Source organism: Bacillus sp. AK031, from assembly GCF_053903065.1.
The window spans coordinates 733,514-751,219 of record NZ_CP096424.1 but is presented as its reverse complement, the minus strand read 5'-3'; the positions used below and the strand labels follow the sequence as shown (position 1 = coordinate 751,219).

The 17,706-nt window shown below is 42.6% G+C and carries 17 protein-coding genes; 7 read left to right on the top strand and 10 right to left on the bottom strand.

The annotated features are described in order from the left end of the window. Positions 1–41 precede the first annotated feature (41 nt). Together M1E09_RS03585 and M1E09_RS03580 are read right to left on the bottom strand one after the other, a co-directional pair. Positions 42–1,277, bottom strand: coding sequence for a hypothetical protein (locus tag M1E09_RS03585; RefSeq protein WP_456273516.1), 1,236 nt, complete (start codon positions 1,275–1,277; stop codon positions 42–44). After that, entirely contained in the window at positions 1,270–1,827 is a 558-nt protein-coding gene (locus M1E09_RS03580) for an RNA polymerase sigma factor (RefSeq protein ID WP_456273515.1), read from the bottom strand. Before M1E09_RS03580 ends, M1E09_RS03585 begins: the two co-directional genes overlap by 8 nt. A 167-nt stretch (positions 1,828–1,994) precedes the next feature. Here M1E09_RS03580 and M1E09_RS03575 point away from each other — a divergent pair, with 167 nt between their 5' ends. The 4 genes from M1E09_RS03575 to M1E09_RS03560 all read left to right on the top strand — a co-directional run bounded on the left by M1E09_RS03575 (position 1,995) and on the right by M1E09_RS03560 (position 6,549). Continuing rightward, a complete protein-coding gene (locus M1E09_RS03575) occupies positions 1,995–3,344 on the top strand; it encodes a sodium-dependent transporter (protein WP_456274892.1) in 1,350 nt (449 codons plus the stop codon). A gap of 199 nt (positions 3,345–3,543) precedes the next feature. Then, positions 3,544–3,915, top strand: a complete 372-nt coding sequence (locus M1E09_RS03570) for a helix-turn-helix domain-containing protein (protein ID WP_456273514.1) — start codon at positions 3,544–3,546, stop codon at positions 3,913–3,915. A gap of 396 nt (positions 3,916–4,311) precedes the next feature. Next, positions 4,312–5,199 carry an alpha/beta fold hydrolase gene (locus M1E09_RS03565; protein WP_456273513.1) on the top strand — a complete coding sequence of 296 codons (888 nt, stop codon included), beginning with the start codon at positions 4,312–4,314 and terminating at the stop codon, positions 5,197–5,199. A gap of 186 nt (positions 5,200–5,385) precedes the next feature. Continuing rightward, positions 5,386–6,549 (top strand): MalY/PatB family protein, encoded by a 1,164-nt coding sequence (locus tag M1E09_RS03560; protein WP_456273512.1) that lies wholly within the window; start codon positions 5,386–5,388, stop codon positions 6,547–6,549. Positions 6,550–6,588: 39 nt separating this feature from the next. On the opposite strand, the gene M1E09_RS03555 is transcribed toward M1E09_RS03560, so the two are convergent. The 3 genes from M1E09_RS03555 to M1E09_RS03545 form a co-directional block, all read right to left on the bottom strand. Continuing rightward, on the bottom strand, positions 6,589–7,122 hold the full coding sequence (locus M1E09_RS03555) for a superoxide dismutase family protein (RefSeq protein WP_456273511.1): 534 nt from the start codon (positions 7,120–7,122) through the stop codon (positions 6,589–6,591). A gap of 191 nt (positions 7,123–7,313) precedes the next feature. After that, positions 7,314–7,523, bottom strand: coding sequence for a hypothetical protein (locus M1E09_RS03550; protein ID WP_456273510.1), 210 nt, complete (start codon positions 7,521–7,523; stop codon positions 7,314–7,316). Positions 7,524–7,648: 125 nt separating this feature from the next. Continuing rightward, a complete protein-coding gene (locus tag M1E09_RS03545; protein WP_456273509.1) occupies positions 7,649–8,416 on the bottom strand; it encodes a peptidylprolyl isomerase in 768 nt (255 codons plus the stop codon). A gap of 121 nt (positions 8,417–8,537) precedes the next feature. Between M1E09_RS03545 and M1E09_RS03540 the strand changes: the two genes are divergently transcribed. Next, entirely contained in the window at positions 8,538–8,939 is a 402-nt protein-coding gene (locus M1E09_RS03540; RefSeq protein WP_456273508.1) for a kinase-associated lipoprotein B, read from the top strand. 48 nt (positions 8,940–8,987) lie between these two features. Here M1E09_RS03540 and kapD read toward each other — a convergent pair whose 3' ends face one another. Next, positions 8,988–9,605, bottom strand: coding sequence for a 3'-5' exonuclease KapD (kapD, locus tag M1E09_RS03535; protein ID WP_456273507.1), 618 nt, complete (start codon positions 9,603–9,605; stop codon positions 8,988–8,990). 324 nt (positions 9,606–9,929) lie between these two features. Here kapD and M1E09_RS03530 point away from each other — a divergent pair, with 324 nt between their 5' ends. After that, complete coding sequence (locus tag M1E09_RS03530; protein ID WP_456274891.1) at positions 9,930–11,138, top strand: MFS transporter; 1,209 nt, start codon at positions 9,930–9,932, stop codon at positions 11,136–11,138. Positions 11,139–11,171: 33 nt separating this feature from the next. Next, on the top strand, positions 11,172–13,022 hold the full coding sequence (locus tag M1E09_RS03525; RefSeq protein WP_456273506.1) for a transglycosylase domain-containing protein: 1,851 nt from the start codon (positions 11,172–11,174) through the stop codon (positions 13,020–13,022). Between the two features lie 749 nt (positions 13,023–13,771). On the opposite strand, the gene M1E09_RS03520 is transcribed toward M1E09_RS03525, so the two are convergent. From M1E09_RS03520 to M1E09_RS03505, 4 genes are all read right to left on the bottom strand, one after another. After that, positions 13,772–15,853 (bottom strand): DUF4179 domain-containing protein, encoded by a 2,082-nt coding sequence (locus M1E09_RS03520; protein ID WP_456273505.1) that lies wholly within the window; start codon positions 15,851–15,853, stop codon positions 13,772–13,774. A 328-nt stretch (positions 15,854–16,181) separates the two neighbouring features. After that, positions 16,182–16,451, bottom strand: coding sequence for a DUF2188 domain-containing protein (locus tag M1E09_RS03515; protein WP_456273504.1), 270 nt, complete (start codon positions 16,449–16,451; stop codon positions 16,182–16,184). 293 nt (positions 16,452–16,744) lie between these two features. Then, entirely contained in the window at positions 16,745–17,323 is a 579-nt protein-coding gene (locus M1E09_RS03510) for a DUF5366 family protein (RefSeq protein WP_456273503.1), read from the bottom strand. A 118-nt stretch (positions 17,324–17,441) separates the two neighbouring features. Further along, on the bottom strand, positions 17,442–17,687 hold the full coding sequence (locus M1E09_RS03505; RefSeq protein ID WP_456273502.1) for a hypothetical protein: 246 nt from the start codon (positions 17,685–17,687) through the stop codon (positions 17,442–17,444). Positions 17,688–17,706 lie beyond the last annotated feature (19 nt).

Below are 17,706 nucleotides of genomic sequence, written 5' to 3'. Positions count from 1 at the left end.
TGTACATATAAAACATGGTCACAGCAGAATTTTACAAGACGTTACATTTCCAATTTGAGGTTGAATTGTTCCCAGTCCTCAGGCTTGGCAAATTCATGCTCTTTCAGCTTCTCAAAATAGAGTCCCACTCTCTCAGCTGTTTTAGTTTCCGGGTGTTTTTTCATTAAATTCTCGAACGCTTCCTTTATTTCAGGCTTGAGGATCCCTTCTTCGTTAAAAATCGACTGAGATGAAGAGCCTTTTACAAAGGCTGTAAAAAGGGTGGTGTATTCCAATAGGAACTGCTCCCTGAATTCCGAGTCAAGTGGAAGGTTTTCAATCGCTCTTTCATACAATAGCAGGTCTCCCCCTGCTCTCACCCAATTGGTTGTGATGATTCCGCCATGGAGAACCGCAGGATAGCTTTCCAATCTGAGAACATCCATATAAGCCTCAGGCAGTTCAGAAGAAGAAAGCATCATCGATAGGTACTGCATATCAGAGGCCGCTTGAAATTGATCCGCTGTCTGAGAATAAGCCAGCGAAATGCCATTGGCGGTTGCCCCTTCGACCAGCGTAATCAGTTCCTCTGAATACTCCTTTTCCCTTTCCAAAAGGATGTCGCGTCCGTCCAACTCACCATTGACAATATCTTCCTTCCACTCACCTTGATAGTTCTCCATTTCCGTATTATAAACAGGCAGGAGGTTATCGTGTGTCTCTGTATATTTCATGACCCAGGCTTCGGCTTCTTCTCCAGCCAGCTGCTTCCCTGTCAAACCGTTCACCATCTGCTGTGGGGTCATCAGTATGTCATTGAGATTTTCTTCTATGTCTTTTTGCCGTTCCGTACTCACCTTCGTTTTATCCTCCTCGATCAATCGAAGGACATAGGATACATATTCTTCTGCCTCTTTTGCCATTGGTGTTTCAGCAAAAACCGCCTTGCTCACCCCAAGACTCCCGGCAGCCTGGGCGGTGCGGACGTTATAATGGCTCTTGATTTCACCTGCTGCAGCCGCCGGTTCTTTCTCTGTCATTTCAGCTTGATTGTTCTCTCCATTTGGTGCTGGATTGCCATCTCCTCCGACAAACTGCAATACAAGCACAGAAGCGATCAGCAATACACCGATGAAGCTGGCAGCATAAGGCCAGTGCACTATCGGGCGCTTTGGTTTTGGCGGCTTTTTTTCATTCTCGATGGCTTTGATGACAGCAGAAGCATCCGTTTTGTTGGGCAGTTTCTCATAATTTTTATTTAAAAGCTCCATTCGCTTTTTCAGCATTTTATCATCCATGGTTTTTCCCCTCCTCTTTTTCAGCTTTCATGATGGCTTTTTTCAGCTGGCTTTTCCCTCGCAAGAGTCTTGTTTTAACTGTTGAGAGATTAAGGGAAAGGATTTCTTGGATGTCTTCATATTTCTTTTCATGAAAGTAATATAAAATAATTGGAATGCGATACTTTTCATCGAGTTTTTGAATGCACTCATGCAAAACGCGGTCCTCTTCTTCCCTGAAGAAGGCTTCTTCAGGAAGCATTGCCTCTGATAAAGTATGGCTGGCAAGCATCTCCGATTTCCGAAGCTGGCTGCTCTCCCTTCTGGCAAAGTCCCTGGTGACATTCAGGGTTATTTTATAGAGCCAGGTAGTGAACTTAGAATGGGAAAACTGGTGCAGAAACCTGTACACCCTTATAAAAACTTCTTGCGATATATCCTGAATGTCTCCGCTTGAAGCGCCCATTTGAAACGCAAACCTTTCCACTACAGGCGAATATTTTTTGACCAGCTCAGCGTAGGCGGAAAGATTTCCTTTCTGCGCCTCTTCAATAAAATAATCATTTTCCACGATCGGTCCTCCTTTACCTGTGTAAGTACTAATGTAACTCACCGTATACATATTTTGTTTCAGACTAAATGATTATTTTTAAAAATTTATCTGATAATTTTTAATTTACTATACACACCGGCCGGGATTCATAGTAAGATGGTGAAATCATCTTGAGAAGGGAGAGAATTAGTATGGGAAAAGGTGACCAATGGTCTTCCAAAATTGGATTTATTCTCGCGGCTGCCGGTTCTGCAATCGGGCTGGGGGCAATATGGAAATTCCCTTATATGGCAGGAACGAATGGAGGCGGAGTCTTCTTTTTGCTTTTCATTATCTTTACATTATTAATTGGAACTCCTATCCTGCTTGCTGAATTTGTTATAGGCAGAAGGGGCGGTGGAGACGCAGTCACATCATACCGGGTTCTGGCACCGTCTTCCCTTTGGCCGATTGTCGGATATCTCGGCACATTCATCTCTTTGGTTATTTTATCATTTTACAGTGTGGTTGGAGGATGGATTCTTTCTTATTTGGTCCGCAGTTTTTCAGGCGTGCTGACCGGAAGGACACAAGAAGAATACGGAGGGTTATTTGAAAGCATCATCAGCAACCCTTGGGAAGTCTTAGGTGCCCAGTTTGTTTTTATGGTGATGACGATCATGGTCGTGAAAGGCGGCATTAAAGCGGGGATTGAACGGGCAAGCAAGTTGATGATGCCTGCTTTATTCGTTCTTTTCCTTATATTGGTTATTCGTTCACTCACTCTTGAAGGAGCTTTGGAGGGAGTACGTTTCCTGCTGCAGCCTGACTGGAGATATCTGACCGCTGAAACAGCGCTTCTTGCATTGGGACAAGCCTTTTTCGCTTTGAGCGTTGGTGTATCGGTCATGGTCACCTATGCTTCTTATCTTCCCAAATCAGAAAATATCCCTTACTCGGCTTTCAGTGTAGCGGGACTGAATATATTCATCTCGTTATTGGCTGGCCTCGTCATTTTCCCATCGGTATTTGCACTCGGATTCCAGCCTGATGCCGGTCCCGGACTGGTGTTCGTTGTGATTCCTGCTGTATTTAACGAGCTTGCCTTTGGAGGGCTGTTTCTGACGATTTTTCTCATCCTGCTGTTGTTTGCTACGTTGACCTCGGCGTTTTCGATCCTCGAGATCATTGTAGCTGTCATGGAAAAAGGGGATGAACGGAAACGCGGTAAATATTCCTGGTTTGCAGGCATCCTGGTTTTTGTTGTCGGGATTCCAAGCGCTTTGTCATTCGGAGTGTTAACGGACTTTACCATAATCGGCAAGTCGTTCTTTGACTTTGCCGACTTTATCGCAAGCAACATCGGGCTTCCTGCCGGCGCGCTGCTGATCAGTTTATTTACTGCCTACGCCTTGAAGAAATCAGCCGTCAGGGAGGAATTGCAAAAAGGGTCTGCAGTCTCAGGTCTCTTTTTCGAAAGCTGGTACTTCCTGATCCGTTTCATCGTGCCTGTCGCCATCGTCATTGTATTTCTGAACTCACTGGAAATCCTTTAACACTTTAAAGCACAAAGAGGGACAGTCCCTTATGGCGGATTAACGCGCTGACGCACTAAAAGGGACTGTCCCCCTTAGCACGGTGAAGCGTTAAAGCGAGACCGGATCATTTCCTCACATTTTGTTCATGGATTTGATGTCTTAATTTGTGTACATGGTATTATAATGGTATAAAGGTTAATTTGATGGAGGGATTCATATGTCTCATTTTGGTCAGAATTTAAAGTTATTGCGCGAAGAGCGAAATATCAGCCAAGAGGAATTAGCCATGCGGGCGCGTCTCGGAAAGAAAACAATTGAAAAGTATGAAAGCGGAACTCAAATTCCCGATACACAAACGATTTTGAAGCTGTCTACTGTACTTGATGTCCCTGCTTCAGAAATGCTGGAGAAGGAACTGATGGAAAATCATTCTCAGGGAATCGACCAGGAAATCGAACAGCTGATCAGTGAAATCGGAACGAAGAAAGCAAAGCTGATTTTAAGAAAAGCGAAAGAGTTTTCTGAAGAAGACTTTCTAAGAGTAATGCAGATGCTTTATGAAATTAAATACGGTTCTTCTGTAGAATAGTTTTTTCTCAAATAAGTGTATAAAATCCAAAAGTAAGGGCTATGCTTGTACTAAGCTTTCTAAGTATTCCCCCTTTTGTTTTCATTGTGGACGATATTCAATTATCGTCCTATTTTTTTTGCTGCGGAATCGTCGAATTTTGCCGCTTGGTCGATAAATCCTGTTTTTCGCCGATAAAGTTGGCTATTGCGCCGATAAAATTCCAAAAAGCGTCGATAAATAACCTGTTTCCGCCGATAAAACTGGCTATTCCGTCGATAAACTCTATCCCCCTACAACTCCCCAAGCCCACTTTATCACATTCAAAACTCACTCCAACATATTTAGATGAATTGGTGTTTTTTTACTCAGGCAGGGTAAAATACAACTACGTACCTAATCAGGAGTGAGAACAAAATGAACGATATTACTTACAAGGCAACAATTAATGGAGCAGAGGTATTTTACGAACACCACCGACACCCGTCTGCCCGGGAAACGTTTGTGCTTCTTCACGGCTTTCTATCATCTACCTTCAGCTTTCGTCACTTAACCCCCTTGTTGAAAGAACAATACAATGTCATTTCGGTTGATCTGCCTCCCTTCGGACAAAGCGGAAAAAATACGAACTTCATCTATTCTTACGAAAACCTTGCCAAAACCGTTATCACCCTATTGGAAGAGCTCGGCATTCAGAATGTTCACCTCATCGGCCATTCAATGGGAGGGCAAATCGCTCTCAATGTCATGAAACAAAAGCCCTCATTAGTGGAAAAAGGAATTCTCCTTTGCAGTTCAGGCTACCTGAAAAAGATGAACTGGCCGCTAACGATGTTAAGTTATATCCCATTTTTCCATCTGTATGTAAAACTCTGGCTCTCCAAGTCCGGCGTCAGGCAGAACCTTGAAAATGTCGTTCATGATTCGAAAATGATCAATGATGAGATGATGTTTGGATATTTGAAGCCTTTTTTGGACGATGACATTTTTCGGGCACTTACGAGAATGATCCGCCATCGGGAAGGGGATTTAAGTGTCCAGGATTTAAATAAAATCGAAACACCCTGTCTCCTCATCTGGGGCAAGCATGACAGAGTCGTCCCCCTTCACGTCGGAAAGAGGCTGAATAAAGATTTGCCAAATTCCAAACTGCTTGTTCTGGAAAAAACAGGCCACCTTGTACCGGAAGAAAGGCCGCAGGATGTCTATGATTACATCCATTCTTTTGCTGAACAGGGTTTCGAAGAACAAAAGGTTGAACCCAAAAGCCAGAATACAATTTCCAATTCACTTCCGGTTACCTGAGATAGAAAAAGGATGTTCCCCGAAAGAAATCACCAATTCCTTTCGACTGAACATCCTTTTTTTAGTCAATTACTTTTTCTCCGCAGTCTTTAAGCATATATTTTTATTCTTCAGCCATCATCTTTTAACATATTATCAAACAGACTGTTTTTGAAATTATTAATTCTCTAGAAGGATGTGACACTAATGCATCATTTTGACCTTTCTCCCAACCGCAAAGGAACTTCTTCAGTAAAGTGGGACCTGACAAAAACCGTTTTCGGTCGTGACGATGTCCTGCCCATGTGGGTGGCCGATATGGACTTCCCGCCTCCCCATGAAGTCATTGAATCATTAGAGGAGCGCTTGAAACATGGGATATTCGGTTATACCTTTACCGGTGACTCTTTATCGAAGTCTGTCAGCGGCTGGCTGAAAGACCGCCACGGATGGGAAATCAAAGAAAGCTGGCTTCTATACAGCTCTGGTGTGGTACCCGCCATTGCAACAATGATTCGGGCATTGACGGAAAAAGGAGACAATATCCTTGTCCAATCCCCCGTTTACACACCTTTCTTCAGTATTGCTGAGAAAAATGAGCGCACCGTTAAAAACTGTCCTCTTGAATTAGCGAACGCACAGTATCAAATTGATTTTGCAGCCTTTGAGGAAACATTAAAGCAAGGCGTGAAACTGTTCCTGCTCTGCAGTCCGCATAATCCCGGCGGGCGGGTCTGGACCAAAGAAGAATTAACAAGAATCGCAGACCTTTGTCAAAAATATGAAGTCCTTATCGTTTCTGACGAGATACATGCCGATCTCGTCCATAAACCTAACGAACATATCCCGGTCGCCTCCATAAAGGAAGAATATGAAGACTTTGTGCTGACGCTTACAGCTCCCAGCAAAACATTTAACATTGCCGGCTTGCAGGCTTCTGCAATGATCATACCCAACCGGAAGCTTCGTGAAATAATATCCGAAGAACATCAAAAGCAAGGAATCTTCACACTTAATACCTTTGGAGTAATCGGCATGGCAGCCGCCTACTCCCATGGAGCAAACTGGCTGGACAGCCTGCTGAACTATCTCTCTGATAATATAAACGAGGTTCAATCATTCGTTGAAAAGGAACTTCCGGAGCTGACAGTTATGGACCCCCAGGCTACCTACCTGATTTGGATCGACTGCAGAAAGCTGGGGAAATCAGAAGAGGAGCTTACCAGCCTTTTATTAAACAAAGGAAAACTGGCCCTTGAGCCAGGCAGTAAATTTGGCCAGGGAGGGGAAGGATTCGTAAGGATGAATGTCGCTTGTTCGAGGGAGACGCTCATGGATGGGCTGTCGAGATTGAAGACGGCACTTACTTAGAGGAAAGAATAGAAGCCGACGACCATCGGTCATCAGCTTCTATTCTTTCTTCTTTTTATTCGTGATTTCTCCGCAGGCAATTCTTTTTCCAGCATCACCAGCCGGCTGGGACATTCCGTCATCCTTGCCTTCATGTATGACGACAGATGTTCCTTCTTTCGTGAAAAGCGATGTCCTTCCCTTGGTAAGCGTCACAAGAGGGGCCATTACTTTTCCTTTGAACGTACCATCGTCTTTTACAATCAAGTTGGGCAGGTCTCCTGCATGAGCGCCTTCAGGGTGCAGCAGCCCATGTTCTTTATCTTCAGGATTGAAGTGGTTCCCCGCCGATTCAAAGTCAGGTGGTTCACACTTTCCTTTCTCATGGATATGGATTGCATGGTCACCAGGCGGCAGTCCTTCCAGGTCAATATCCAACTCCACTCCGGCCGTCACTTCCTGCATGGTGATCGTCCCTAAGGAATCTCCGACAGGATTTTTTATATCGACTTCCGTTTTCTTTGGGTTTTGAAGTGCACAGCCTTGCAGCAGCATTGCGGACGCCAGAAGTCCTGTCACTAACTTAGAACGCATGATATCTCCTCCAACAACAAAATGGTCTCTTCCATTGTTGCCTTTGTTGGAAAAAAATATTCTTATGGCCGAAATCTGCAAATGGGTTTTCGAGAACAGATGTTGTAAAGCAATCGCTCTTCATAGGATAAAAGATAAGCCTTTGGCGTCTATCAATCGTCATAAGAGCCTATCAGCCGCATATTGCAATTCTATTTGCGCTGATCTTCCTCAGCTGCTCTTCTCGCTTCTTCTTCTGCCTGCTTTGTTTTCTCTTCTTCTCTTTTGGAAACCTTCATGATCCAGCGGAAGGTAAGGACAGCTGCCGTACCAAATAGAATCATCCAGAAGGCTGCAGGAATATATTCTGTTTTGTCTTCAGGGAAATATAAAAACAGATTTAAAATAAATGCATCAAGCATAATGATCTCCTTTCGAACTTTCAAACTGTAGCTATTATATCAATAGCAGACGCCTAAAACCATGTCTAAAATTAAAACAAAAAGCAGCTGTTCCTTCATCCGGATCAGCTGCCCTAAAACGATAATTATTCTTTTACAATCTCAATTTTTTCGATTACAACGTCTTCTGCCGGCTTGTCATTTGCTCCAGTTTCGACTGAAGCAATTTCATCAACTACATCCATGCCTTCAATGACTTGTCCGAATACAGTGTGTTTGTTATCAAGATGAGGTGTTCCTCCGCGCTCCATATACATTTCGATCGCTCTTTTACCGAATCCGGCCTGCACCATCTGCTGCTCTAACTCCGGTGCGATACCTGAGTTTTGGACAATGAAGAACTGGCTTCCATTCGTACCAGGACCTGCGTTTGCCATCGAAAGCGCTCCACGGATGTTCAACAGTTCTTTTGAAAATTCATCCTCAAAAGATTCTCCCCAGATGCTTTCCCCGCCAGCGCCGCTGCCTTCCGGGTCTCCGCCTTGGATCATGAAATCGTTGATGACCCTGTGGAATGTTACGCCATCGTAGTAGCCGTCCTTGCTATGTGTCATAAAGTTTTCTACTGCCTTAGGGGCTTGTTCAGGGAATAATTTGATTGTGATATCCCCCATATTGGTGACCATCTTAACCGCTTTCTCATTCTCTTGTATTTCATCCGTTAACTGCGGATAAGTTATGCCGCTATCGTCTGCTGCTTCTGCTGTATCCGGTGTTTCTGCACCTTGAGAATTTTCTTCTGCCTGATTTTGCCCTTCATTCTGGCTCTGTTCTTCGCCAGCTGTTCCGCATGCTGCCAATACTAGTACCAGCAGGGCCGCAGCTAAATATCCCATGTATTTCTTCACTGCCATTCCTCCATTTTTTTATAGTCGTCTTTGTATGTATAATAGATGATAGACACTTTAAATAGCAACACTCTTTTTTACTAGTTTTGAATAGTGGGAAGTTTAAAAAAGAACAGGGGGAAATAAAATGGCAGAATTCAAAAACGGTGAAATCGTAACCGCACTTTATAAAACAGGGAAATATATAGGTGAAGTAACAGATTCACGCCCAGGTGTTTATGTCGTAAAGGTCCTTGCAGTATTGAAGCATCCGCGCCAGGGTGACCTTCATAATCCTAAAGATGTCGATGTCGCTCTTTTTCACGAAAGAAAGGCACTTGCCTTCCGGGAGAGGGCCAATATACCGGAAAAGATGGTTAAGCCCTATGAAGGAGATCTGCCTGAGTATAATGAGTCACTGATTACTGCCTTTAACGAATTAAAAGCACAGCTGAAGGAAGAAGACTCAGATTTTGCTGTTAAAAGCCTGGAAACGCTGGATAGTGTAAAACGGGAATATGAGCTGATGTATTCCATTAAATTTGACTAAAATTCCATACCAACAACAAAACCCAAATCATTTAAAGATTTGGGTTTTTCATGCCATCTGATTAAAAAGCTTGGAAAGGTCGATCCGGTCACCGATCGTCGTCGGCTCCGCTTTCTCGAGGTATTTTTTATCCTTTTCTACAAGTTTATAAATATGGTAGGTTGTCAGCGCATCATCGAGTGCCTTATGATGCTTCCCAACACCGTCTCGCCCATACTCCTGTACAGCTTTCCACAATCCTGTCTGGTTCTGGTCTCCAAAGAATCGTTTGTATTCCATCGATAAATCAATGAAATCCCCTGCAAATGGAAACTCAATCCCCGCCTTATGGCAGTTATTGCGCAGGACCTTCATATCCATATTGCCCCATGTAATGATTTTGTTCTTCCCTCTTCTGTTCAACTCACTCAAGTAGTGGATCAATGACTGAAACGGTATACCGTTATCCACATCCGACTGGGATATCGACAAAAACTGTTTACAGCGCTTGGTCAGCACTGGAAAGGCTGACGGCTTAACATAGGAAGAAAACTTTTCTGTCACTTTCCCGTTGTGAACGGCGACCAATCCTGTTTCAATGATTTCAGGATAAAAGCCTCTCGGGTTCTGGTGCCTTTCCGGCATGGAAAATTCAAAATCAATAATGATCAGTTGTTGGCCTTTCATCTGAATCCCCTCCCAACATTCTTACAAACTCCATTATACTAAGGCTCCCCGTCAAAAAATCCTATACGTCTTTATTCTATTTATTATATCACGAATGAACTAAAAATTATGACAATTTATTTTTTTTTGGGATTAAAAGGTAAGATGGTTGGCCATCTCTTGATTCGGGTATCTGACAGGTGACTGTTACGACCCGTTTCGGGCGAATCGCAGCCGTTTTTACCAGCTTGAAGAATTAACGGTTGCGGATACAGGCAATTGTTTTATAAAATTAATATTTAGTAAACCGAAATATATTTCATTCAGAATAAGAAGGTGTTATTTATCTCTATAGAAAAAAGAAATTTGACGATCATGTGGTTTGCAAACCTTCTGGTAGCCGCCAGCGCGACAATGGTCTTGCCCTTTCTGTCTTTATATTTAGAGACTTTCGGCCAGTATGACAGTGCATTTGTGCAGCGCTGGTCCGGTTATGTCTTTGGCATTACCTTTCTGGTTGCGTTCTTCTTTTCACCTTTATGGGGCAGAATCGGGGACCGCTTCGGTTTCAAGCCGATCCTGTTAGTGACCGGCTACGGTATATCCCTATCCATTTTCATGATGGGGTTTGTCGACTCCGTTATTGGTTTATTTTTACTGAGGATGGCCATGGGTGCCGTTACAGGATTCATCCCTACCTCCCTTGCCCTGATTTCAGCTCAGACCCCAAAAGAAATCGCCGGAAGAACACTCGGAACACTGCAGATGGGAACAGTATCAGGTGGATTGTTCGGACCTGTTCTGGGCGGAATAATGGCTGATTCGTTCGGTTTTTCCTATACATTCATCATTACTTCCATTGCAATTGCATTGGCAGCAACCGGTGTTCTTTTTGGTATTAAGGAGATACGCAAAACATCACAAACCAAAAACAGGACTCGCTACTCAAGCAAGCAGGTTCTGAAGCATATCGTGAGCCATAAGCTGCTGTTTACCGTCATGATCATCTCGTTTTTAATCCAGGTAGCGAACTTCAGTGTACAGCCGCTTCTAGCCCTTTATGTGGATGAATTGACTTCCACCAGCAATATTGCCTTTTTAGCCGGTCTCGCGTTCTCCGCAACCGGGATCGGCAACCTGCTTGCAACAAGAAAATGGGGCAAGCTTGGGGATGAAGTCGGTTATGAAAAGGTCCTATCTATCTTGCTTGTGCTGGCCTGCATTTTCATCATTCCCCAGGCACTTGCTGAACAGCTGTGGCAGCTCGTGCTCTTCCGTTTCTTATTTGGAATCGCAATCGGCGGAATGATTCCAAGCGTCACTGCCTACATCAGACAGGAAGCCCCGCTGTCCATGCAGGGCGAAGTACTTGGTTATAACCAGAGCTTCCGCTTCCTCGGGAATGTTGCAGGACCTGTGTTCGGCGGGGTTCTATCCGGCTTTGCCGGGATTTCCTCTATTTTCTATATAACCGGTGCTTTATTCTTGGCGGCTTTTGGATTATTATGGTGGAGTATGCGGCATTCCGAAAATTACGTTAACGAGCCATATTAAGCTAATTGATAAAGCAAGAGATGAGTTGAAATCATGAGAACCACTGCAGGATATATATTAGTAATATCATTGATTCCTATTTTCCTTTTCGTGCTTTTTTCCACTGCCGATGAAGTTCATAAAGTACAAGGTTTTCATAACGCCTTGGAAGAAGCCGTTGGGGAAGATCAATTTAACATCACCAAAACAAGCCTGCTGACGGACAAGGAAGGCAATGTTTTTTCCGAAATGAACAGGCCCTTCCGTCTCTATGTATCAGATCAAGAAATACCTGACTATGTCAAAGAAGTCCTGGTGGCGTCAGAAGATCAGCACTTCTACGAACATGTCGGATTCGATGCAGGAGCAATCATAAGGGCTCTCGTTAAAAACCTTGTTTTCACTCATATCCAGCAGGGTGGAAGTACCATTACGCAGCAGCTGGCGAGGAACCTCTATCTCGGCCAGGAAAAAACGTATAACCGCAAGCTGACTGAACTTTTTTATGCCCATGAAATCGAGAAGTCACTGAGCAAGGATGAAATTATGGAACTGTATTTGAATGTCATCTACTTCAGCAATGGGGTGTATGGAATTGAAACGGCTTCACAGTATTATTTCCAAAAAAGCCTTGGAGAGCTGAATAAAGCTGAGCTCACCTTCATCACGGCGATTCCGAATAACCCGAAAAAGTATGACCCTGTCACAGGTTTCGAACAAACGAAAATCAGGCAGGAAAGGCTGATCGATATTATGCAGCAGACAGGAAAGCTGTCTGAGCAGGAAGCCGCCCAGATGAAAAAAGTTCCGATATCGCTGAACATCCGCAAGAAACTTGATAACTATCCTGATTACGCAGTGTATGCAGAGTCTGAATTAAGAGAGCTCGTTGCTGAAAAGGAAGGCTACCTTAAAAGGCTTGAAGGCACTCAGAATGAGGAAGAAAAACAAAAGATTTATGCTGATTTTGACAAGCGTATCGCTGAAGTCATCAACTCAGGCATCATCATTCACACATCCCTTGACCGGGACATGCAGGAAAAAAGCATTAAAGCCTTTCAACGAAGGCTGACTTACAAAGACATTGAAGGCGCAAGCATCACGATTGACAACAAGTCCCGCCGGATTGTCGCTATGGTCGGCGGAAAACAATATAAGAAATACAATTTCCACCACGCTTACCAGGCATTCAGGCAGCCGGGCTCTGCCATCAAACCGCTTCTGGTTTACGGTCCTTACATTGAGCAGTTCCAAGCGTCAATAAGCGACAGAGTCAGTGCCGATAATTATTGTATCGGCAACTACTGCCCGATCAACTATGGCGGCAGACAGTACGGCATTGTTTCAATCAATACCGCTTTTTCTCAGTCCTACAATACCCCGGCTCTCCGTCTGTTTGAAAAAGTGGGAATAGCGAATGCTTTTGACAAGCTGTCCAAATTCTCGTTTGAAAACATTCAAGAAAAGGATTATACGTATGCCGCTTCGATTGGCGGCTTCACCTATGGGATGTCTCCTCTTGAGATGACCGATGCGTATACTTCTTTCATTGACGGAACCTATAAGCAGGCACATGCGATTTCAAAGGTGACTGATCACAAAGGGAATATTCTATATCAATGGCAGCATCCTCAAGAAACAGTATGGTCACCGGAAACGACTAAAAAAATCAGGGACATGCTCTCCAGTTCGATCCAAAACGGAACCGGAAAATGGGCCAAAGTGAACGCTCCCTATGCCGGCGTAAAAACAGGTACGACCAATAATTATAACGACTATTGGGTTCTCGGCTTGACAGACCGCTATACGACAGGGGTTTGGATGGGATATGATATTCCGAAGAGTATGGCAAGCATTGAAACAGACCGTGCCAGCCATTTGATTTGGAAAGATATAATGAAATAAAAAAGCAGGATTCGAAAAACTTAAGGGGTTCTGTTGTAAAATACAAAATATGAATTAAAATTGCTTTTTGTATAGTATTTCTAACTAAAATTAAAAAGCAATTTGGCAAGAAAATCGGTAGAAATATGCTTGGGGCTTGGAGAAATATGCTGAAGCATTTTTTATCCCCAGATAAGTACTGGTTAGTGATTTCTGATTATTCAAGTATCCCCGTAAAATAAGAGGAGAAATTCCCCTTATTGAGGAAACAGCTCGAAGAATAGAGTAAATAGAGGGAAGAATTCCCCCTATTTGCTCCAAAAGCATAAAAAGGGACCATTTGACTTTACCTTAAGGGGAAAAATTCCCCTTATTTCCTCAAAATTTTCCTCGATTTTGCAGAATAACGGGAAAAACTACCCTTATTTATATAATCAGAGGTTACTTAGAAATTTTAAAAAAAATATCCCCTTCAATTATCTGCCACTCAAAATCAACACCCCCCTGCAAGTTTGTAACACATCAATTGGCATAACGATTAGCATGCGTATTTTCATGTTGACAAAAACCTATGACACCATGTAAAAAGGGGGTCGAAATTCAGGGAGGATTTAGCCTTCATATTATTAACCCTTATATATATCAACAAAAAGAAGCAGTCTAATTCAGTTGCGAATTGGACTGCTAATTGGTGTGCTAATTTAGTTTTTTGTATTCGAAGTCCAAACCCGTTACGAAAAACTTGAATCCTGCTTTTTTATATTAAACTATCAATCCACCACCAGCTCTACAACCTCATCACTATAAACAGTGGTATTGTATCCGTGGATCTTCACGCCTTTAGGAATGACTTCTTCATCAGAGTAATCATTAACTAGCTCAAAATTTTCCTTGGTTTGAAAATAGCGGGGCTGATCATTCATATCAAACTGATGAGGGTATTCCCCCATCTTATATTCTTTCCCCTCTCTATCAACCACGACGCCATCACCCATGCCTCCTATGGAATGCATCTCATAGTCACTGTCCGTAATGACTTGCATGTGAAGATTTTCATAGGCCCTGCCTTTTGTATATTCAGTAGTAATTTCTACCTTGGTAGGATCCCCGATGGTCACCCGGTCAATAGAGATTTCGCTTCCTGCATATTCAAATGCTTGCGGAAAGCCTTTGGTAAGATCAATATCCACTTCTTTTTGGTCTTCTACAAACAATTGGATGGCCCCAAAATGCAAAGCCAATTCTTTTGGTTTTTCAAAATACACAGTTTCAAAGCTTGTCTCCATTGTATTCCAGCCATCAGATGAACTTGAAAACGAGGTGCCCCCGTATAAGTCTGCGGCTGCTTTCCTTTTCTTTGTCTCAATGCTTTCAAAGTTAACAAATTCTATCCGTTTAGACTGGTCGCTCACAAAATTCTTATAGCTGAATTCAAGCATCGTTGCTGTCGGAGCCAGGGTCAATGTTTCAAATTTAACAGGTACCCCCTCTATCTCCGTTTCCTGGTCCAGTTCGTGGACGATGGAAGGATGCTTTGTAACAGGTATCTCGAAGCTCCAGTCGCCTTCTTTGAATTCAATTTCATTGAATCCTGCCCCTGCAGACACGTCCTCAGGCTGTTCCACCAATTTCATCAGGCGGGCGACATTCATTTTAAGAGTCGCGCTGTCTTCCCTTATTGGAGGCAGGCTGAGTTTGCCTTTGAAGATATTCTTTTCTTCTATATCTTCTTCAGATTGGGCGGCACCAGGCGGGAAATACCTTGGGTGTCGCTCCTGATTCAAAACCTTGTATTCTTCCTCAATTGCAACTCCTTCATGCAAGCCCATAATGTACCGGTTGTCTTCATTCAAATCTTCAATTTCATAATAGATGAGTGTCTGAACATCATCTGCTACTGCTGTCCTGATTTTCACCTTTATTCCACCATTCGTGTCTTCCAGATCCAAAGGTTCACCCAAACCTGATTTCAGGTAACCGATCAGTTCCTCATCTTCCTGCTGCGTCCAGCCTATCCAGGAATAATAAATGCTCGTGAAGCCGTTTGTGGCAAACCCGGTACAAATGGCGAAAATGACGAGTACAGCTGCACCAAGACCGATTTTGTTTCGTTTCTTCTTCTTCTTATTTCTGAATCTTTCTGTTTCTTTTACTTTTGCTGCGGCATCCTTCGTGAGGCCGGATGGAATAGGGATTGATTCATTATCTTCGGTCAGGATTAACAGTACATTTTGAAAAGCTGATAACTCCTTCTGGCAGCTTGGACAGTCATGTATATGTATTTCCAATGAGATCTTTTCATTCCTTGGTAAAGTCCGTTCCAGATAATTGATGAACGTTCCCCGGTATTCCCTGCAGCCACCAAGAAATTCACCGCCTTCCAGAATTTCAACAAGGTGGTGAAGGCCCGAACTCATACGGGACTTTATGGTTTCACCAGAAACCTGAAGGACATGGGCGGCTTCATCCTGTGTCAGCCCCTTCAGAAACCTTAAGGCAATTACCTCTTTATCGTTATTTTCGAGATACTCTAAAGCATGATATAAATCGGGTGTCTCCTCATTATCTTTTTTTTCTGAGTACCCTTTATTGAAAATTCTCTTGCAATTGGCAGCAAACAAAGAGGTCACCCATGCTTCAAAGTATTCATCCTCCTTTAGCTGATGAATATCATCGTGCACGTTAATAATCGTTTGATAAAACACCTCTTCCATTCCCTGCCCGCTTGTCAAATAGGTCCTGCCAAGTCTGTAAAATGAAGCTTTTCGGCTTTCAAACCAATCTATTATGGAATTCCATTGTCTATCTTTAATCTTGCTTAATATTACGGCATCTGTTTTCACGGTGCTCACAACTGTCTTTCCTCCCATTTATGTGTTTATTTTGCTAACAGGTTTTCATTAAAAAAAGTGAATCACTTGCTGTTCTTTTGAGTGAAGGAATCAATATAATTGGTCAAAGTATACAAGGGAATGCCAAAAAACGTAGTGCGTGGATAAAGTGGAAAGTAATTCATGAATTAAAAAGCTCAAGCAACGTACTCTATGAGTCTATGTTACCATATAAACCCTTTTAATTTAACCTTTCACAGGTATATTCACAGAATATTCTACTATTTTTTACAGGAAATATTGAGAGCACACCATAAAAAAACCCGGGAAACTTTCTCCCGGGTTTTGATTATTTATCATCCATATAGTTATATTGCTCTTCAATCTTTCCATGCTCACTATGGACGTATGCCATCGTGCCTGATTCTTCTGCCATTTGTTTCGCTTCACTCACTGCATCTGATTTAGTGTCCGCCGTATATACCGGATCATCATTTCCTTCTTCTTTCACTGCCCAGCCTTCTTCATCATCCGGAACCACATGATATCTGGCTTCATCTGTGCCTGCGCGGTCTTCAAAGTATTCATTGCGGTTGTTTTGATCATTGTTATTTTCCATGATAAAACCTCCATCCTGAATTTTTTGCCTTTCTTCAATTTAAATACCCGATTAAATATATGGAAAACCATCTAAAGAAAGAGCATTGTTAAAGAGTGTAGCCTGATTTCCGCTCCAGGTGCGCGACTCCGCTCCAATCAACTTTGCATACAACTACTGGATTACACTCAAAGCGGTACCATTTATCTTCTTTATTTATTACTATCTACTAGATATTTATTTTTTTAACTATTTTAATTCTGTTTATTACAAATGGAGGATTTGAGCAAAATAAATAAACTAAAAGAGCGTCATTATTTTAATTTCACTTCAGAAATGATCGGCAGGCTGGCCATCAGTCCATTGTAAAGCTTTAAAACGACTAAAAAGACGATCAAAAATAATGAAGACCAAGTAATCACTTGAAAGAAGATGACTCCGATTAATCCTGCCTTGGTGAGTGATGAACTGATTTTATATATGAAATAGACAAAATAGGCAATGGATGTAACAGCAAAAATGAGCAGCAGTCCAAGGAATGATTGGAGGCTGACAACCGAAAGCAGCGCTCCTGCAAAGTAAACCATGGACCCTGACCTGACTCTATGTAGAATTTCTCCTTCATTATCCTGTGAAAAAAACAGCAGCGAAACTTCGTTGATGGTTTCAGCGATCAACTTCAATGCAGCAAATACCATGAAACAGACGATCATCAAGAGGATAAGAAGAATGAATTTCAACTCAATATCTGATAAGAATTCCCGCATCCCCGGGTATACTCCTATGCTTTTCAAAAGGTCGACGCAGATATCGACGCCATATACAGAAAAAGTCAAACTGAACAAAAGAATCGAAAATAAAGGTAAATAACCTGTTAAATATGTATTTCTCACACGGTTCTCCCCTAGTATAAATTTAATGCATTTCCATCATAATCTTTTATGACAGGAATGAAAAGGGGAGGTTTATAGCAAAAAAAGAGACAGCACAAACACTGATTTGCAATTTCAGTCATTTTGCAAATCGAATGTACTCTCTCGGCCCTAAAGGCTCTTGTCCCATTTCTTCTTGGAAATCTGCAACTGGCTCTGCTTCAATCGGGGCTTCAACTTCAGCCACTTCATTATTCATTCTTGTCGGCTCCTGCAGATTTTTGCTCGTCCACGTATTTTTCTTCTCTTCCTGCTCCTGTATATACCATGCCCCTAGGAACAGACTGGAGAAAATCATTACTGACACCGTTTTTTTCATTCGCATGGATACATCACCACCTAAC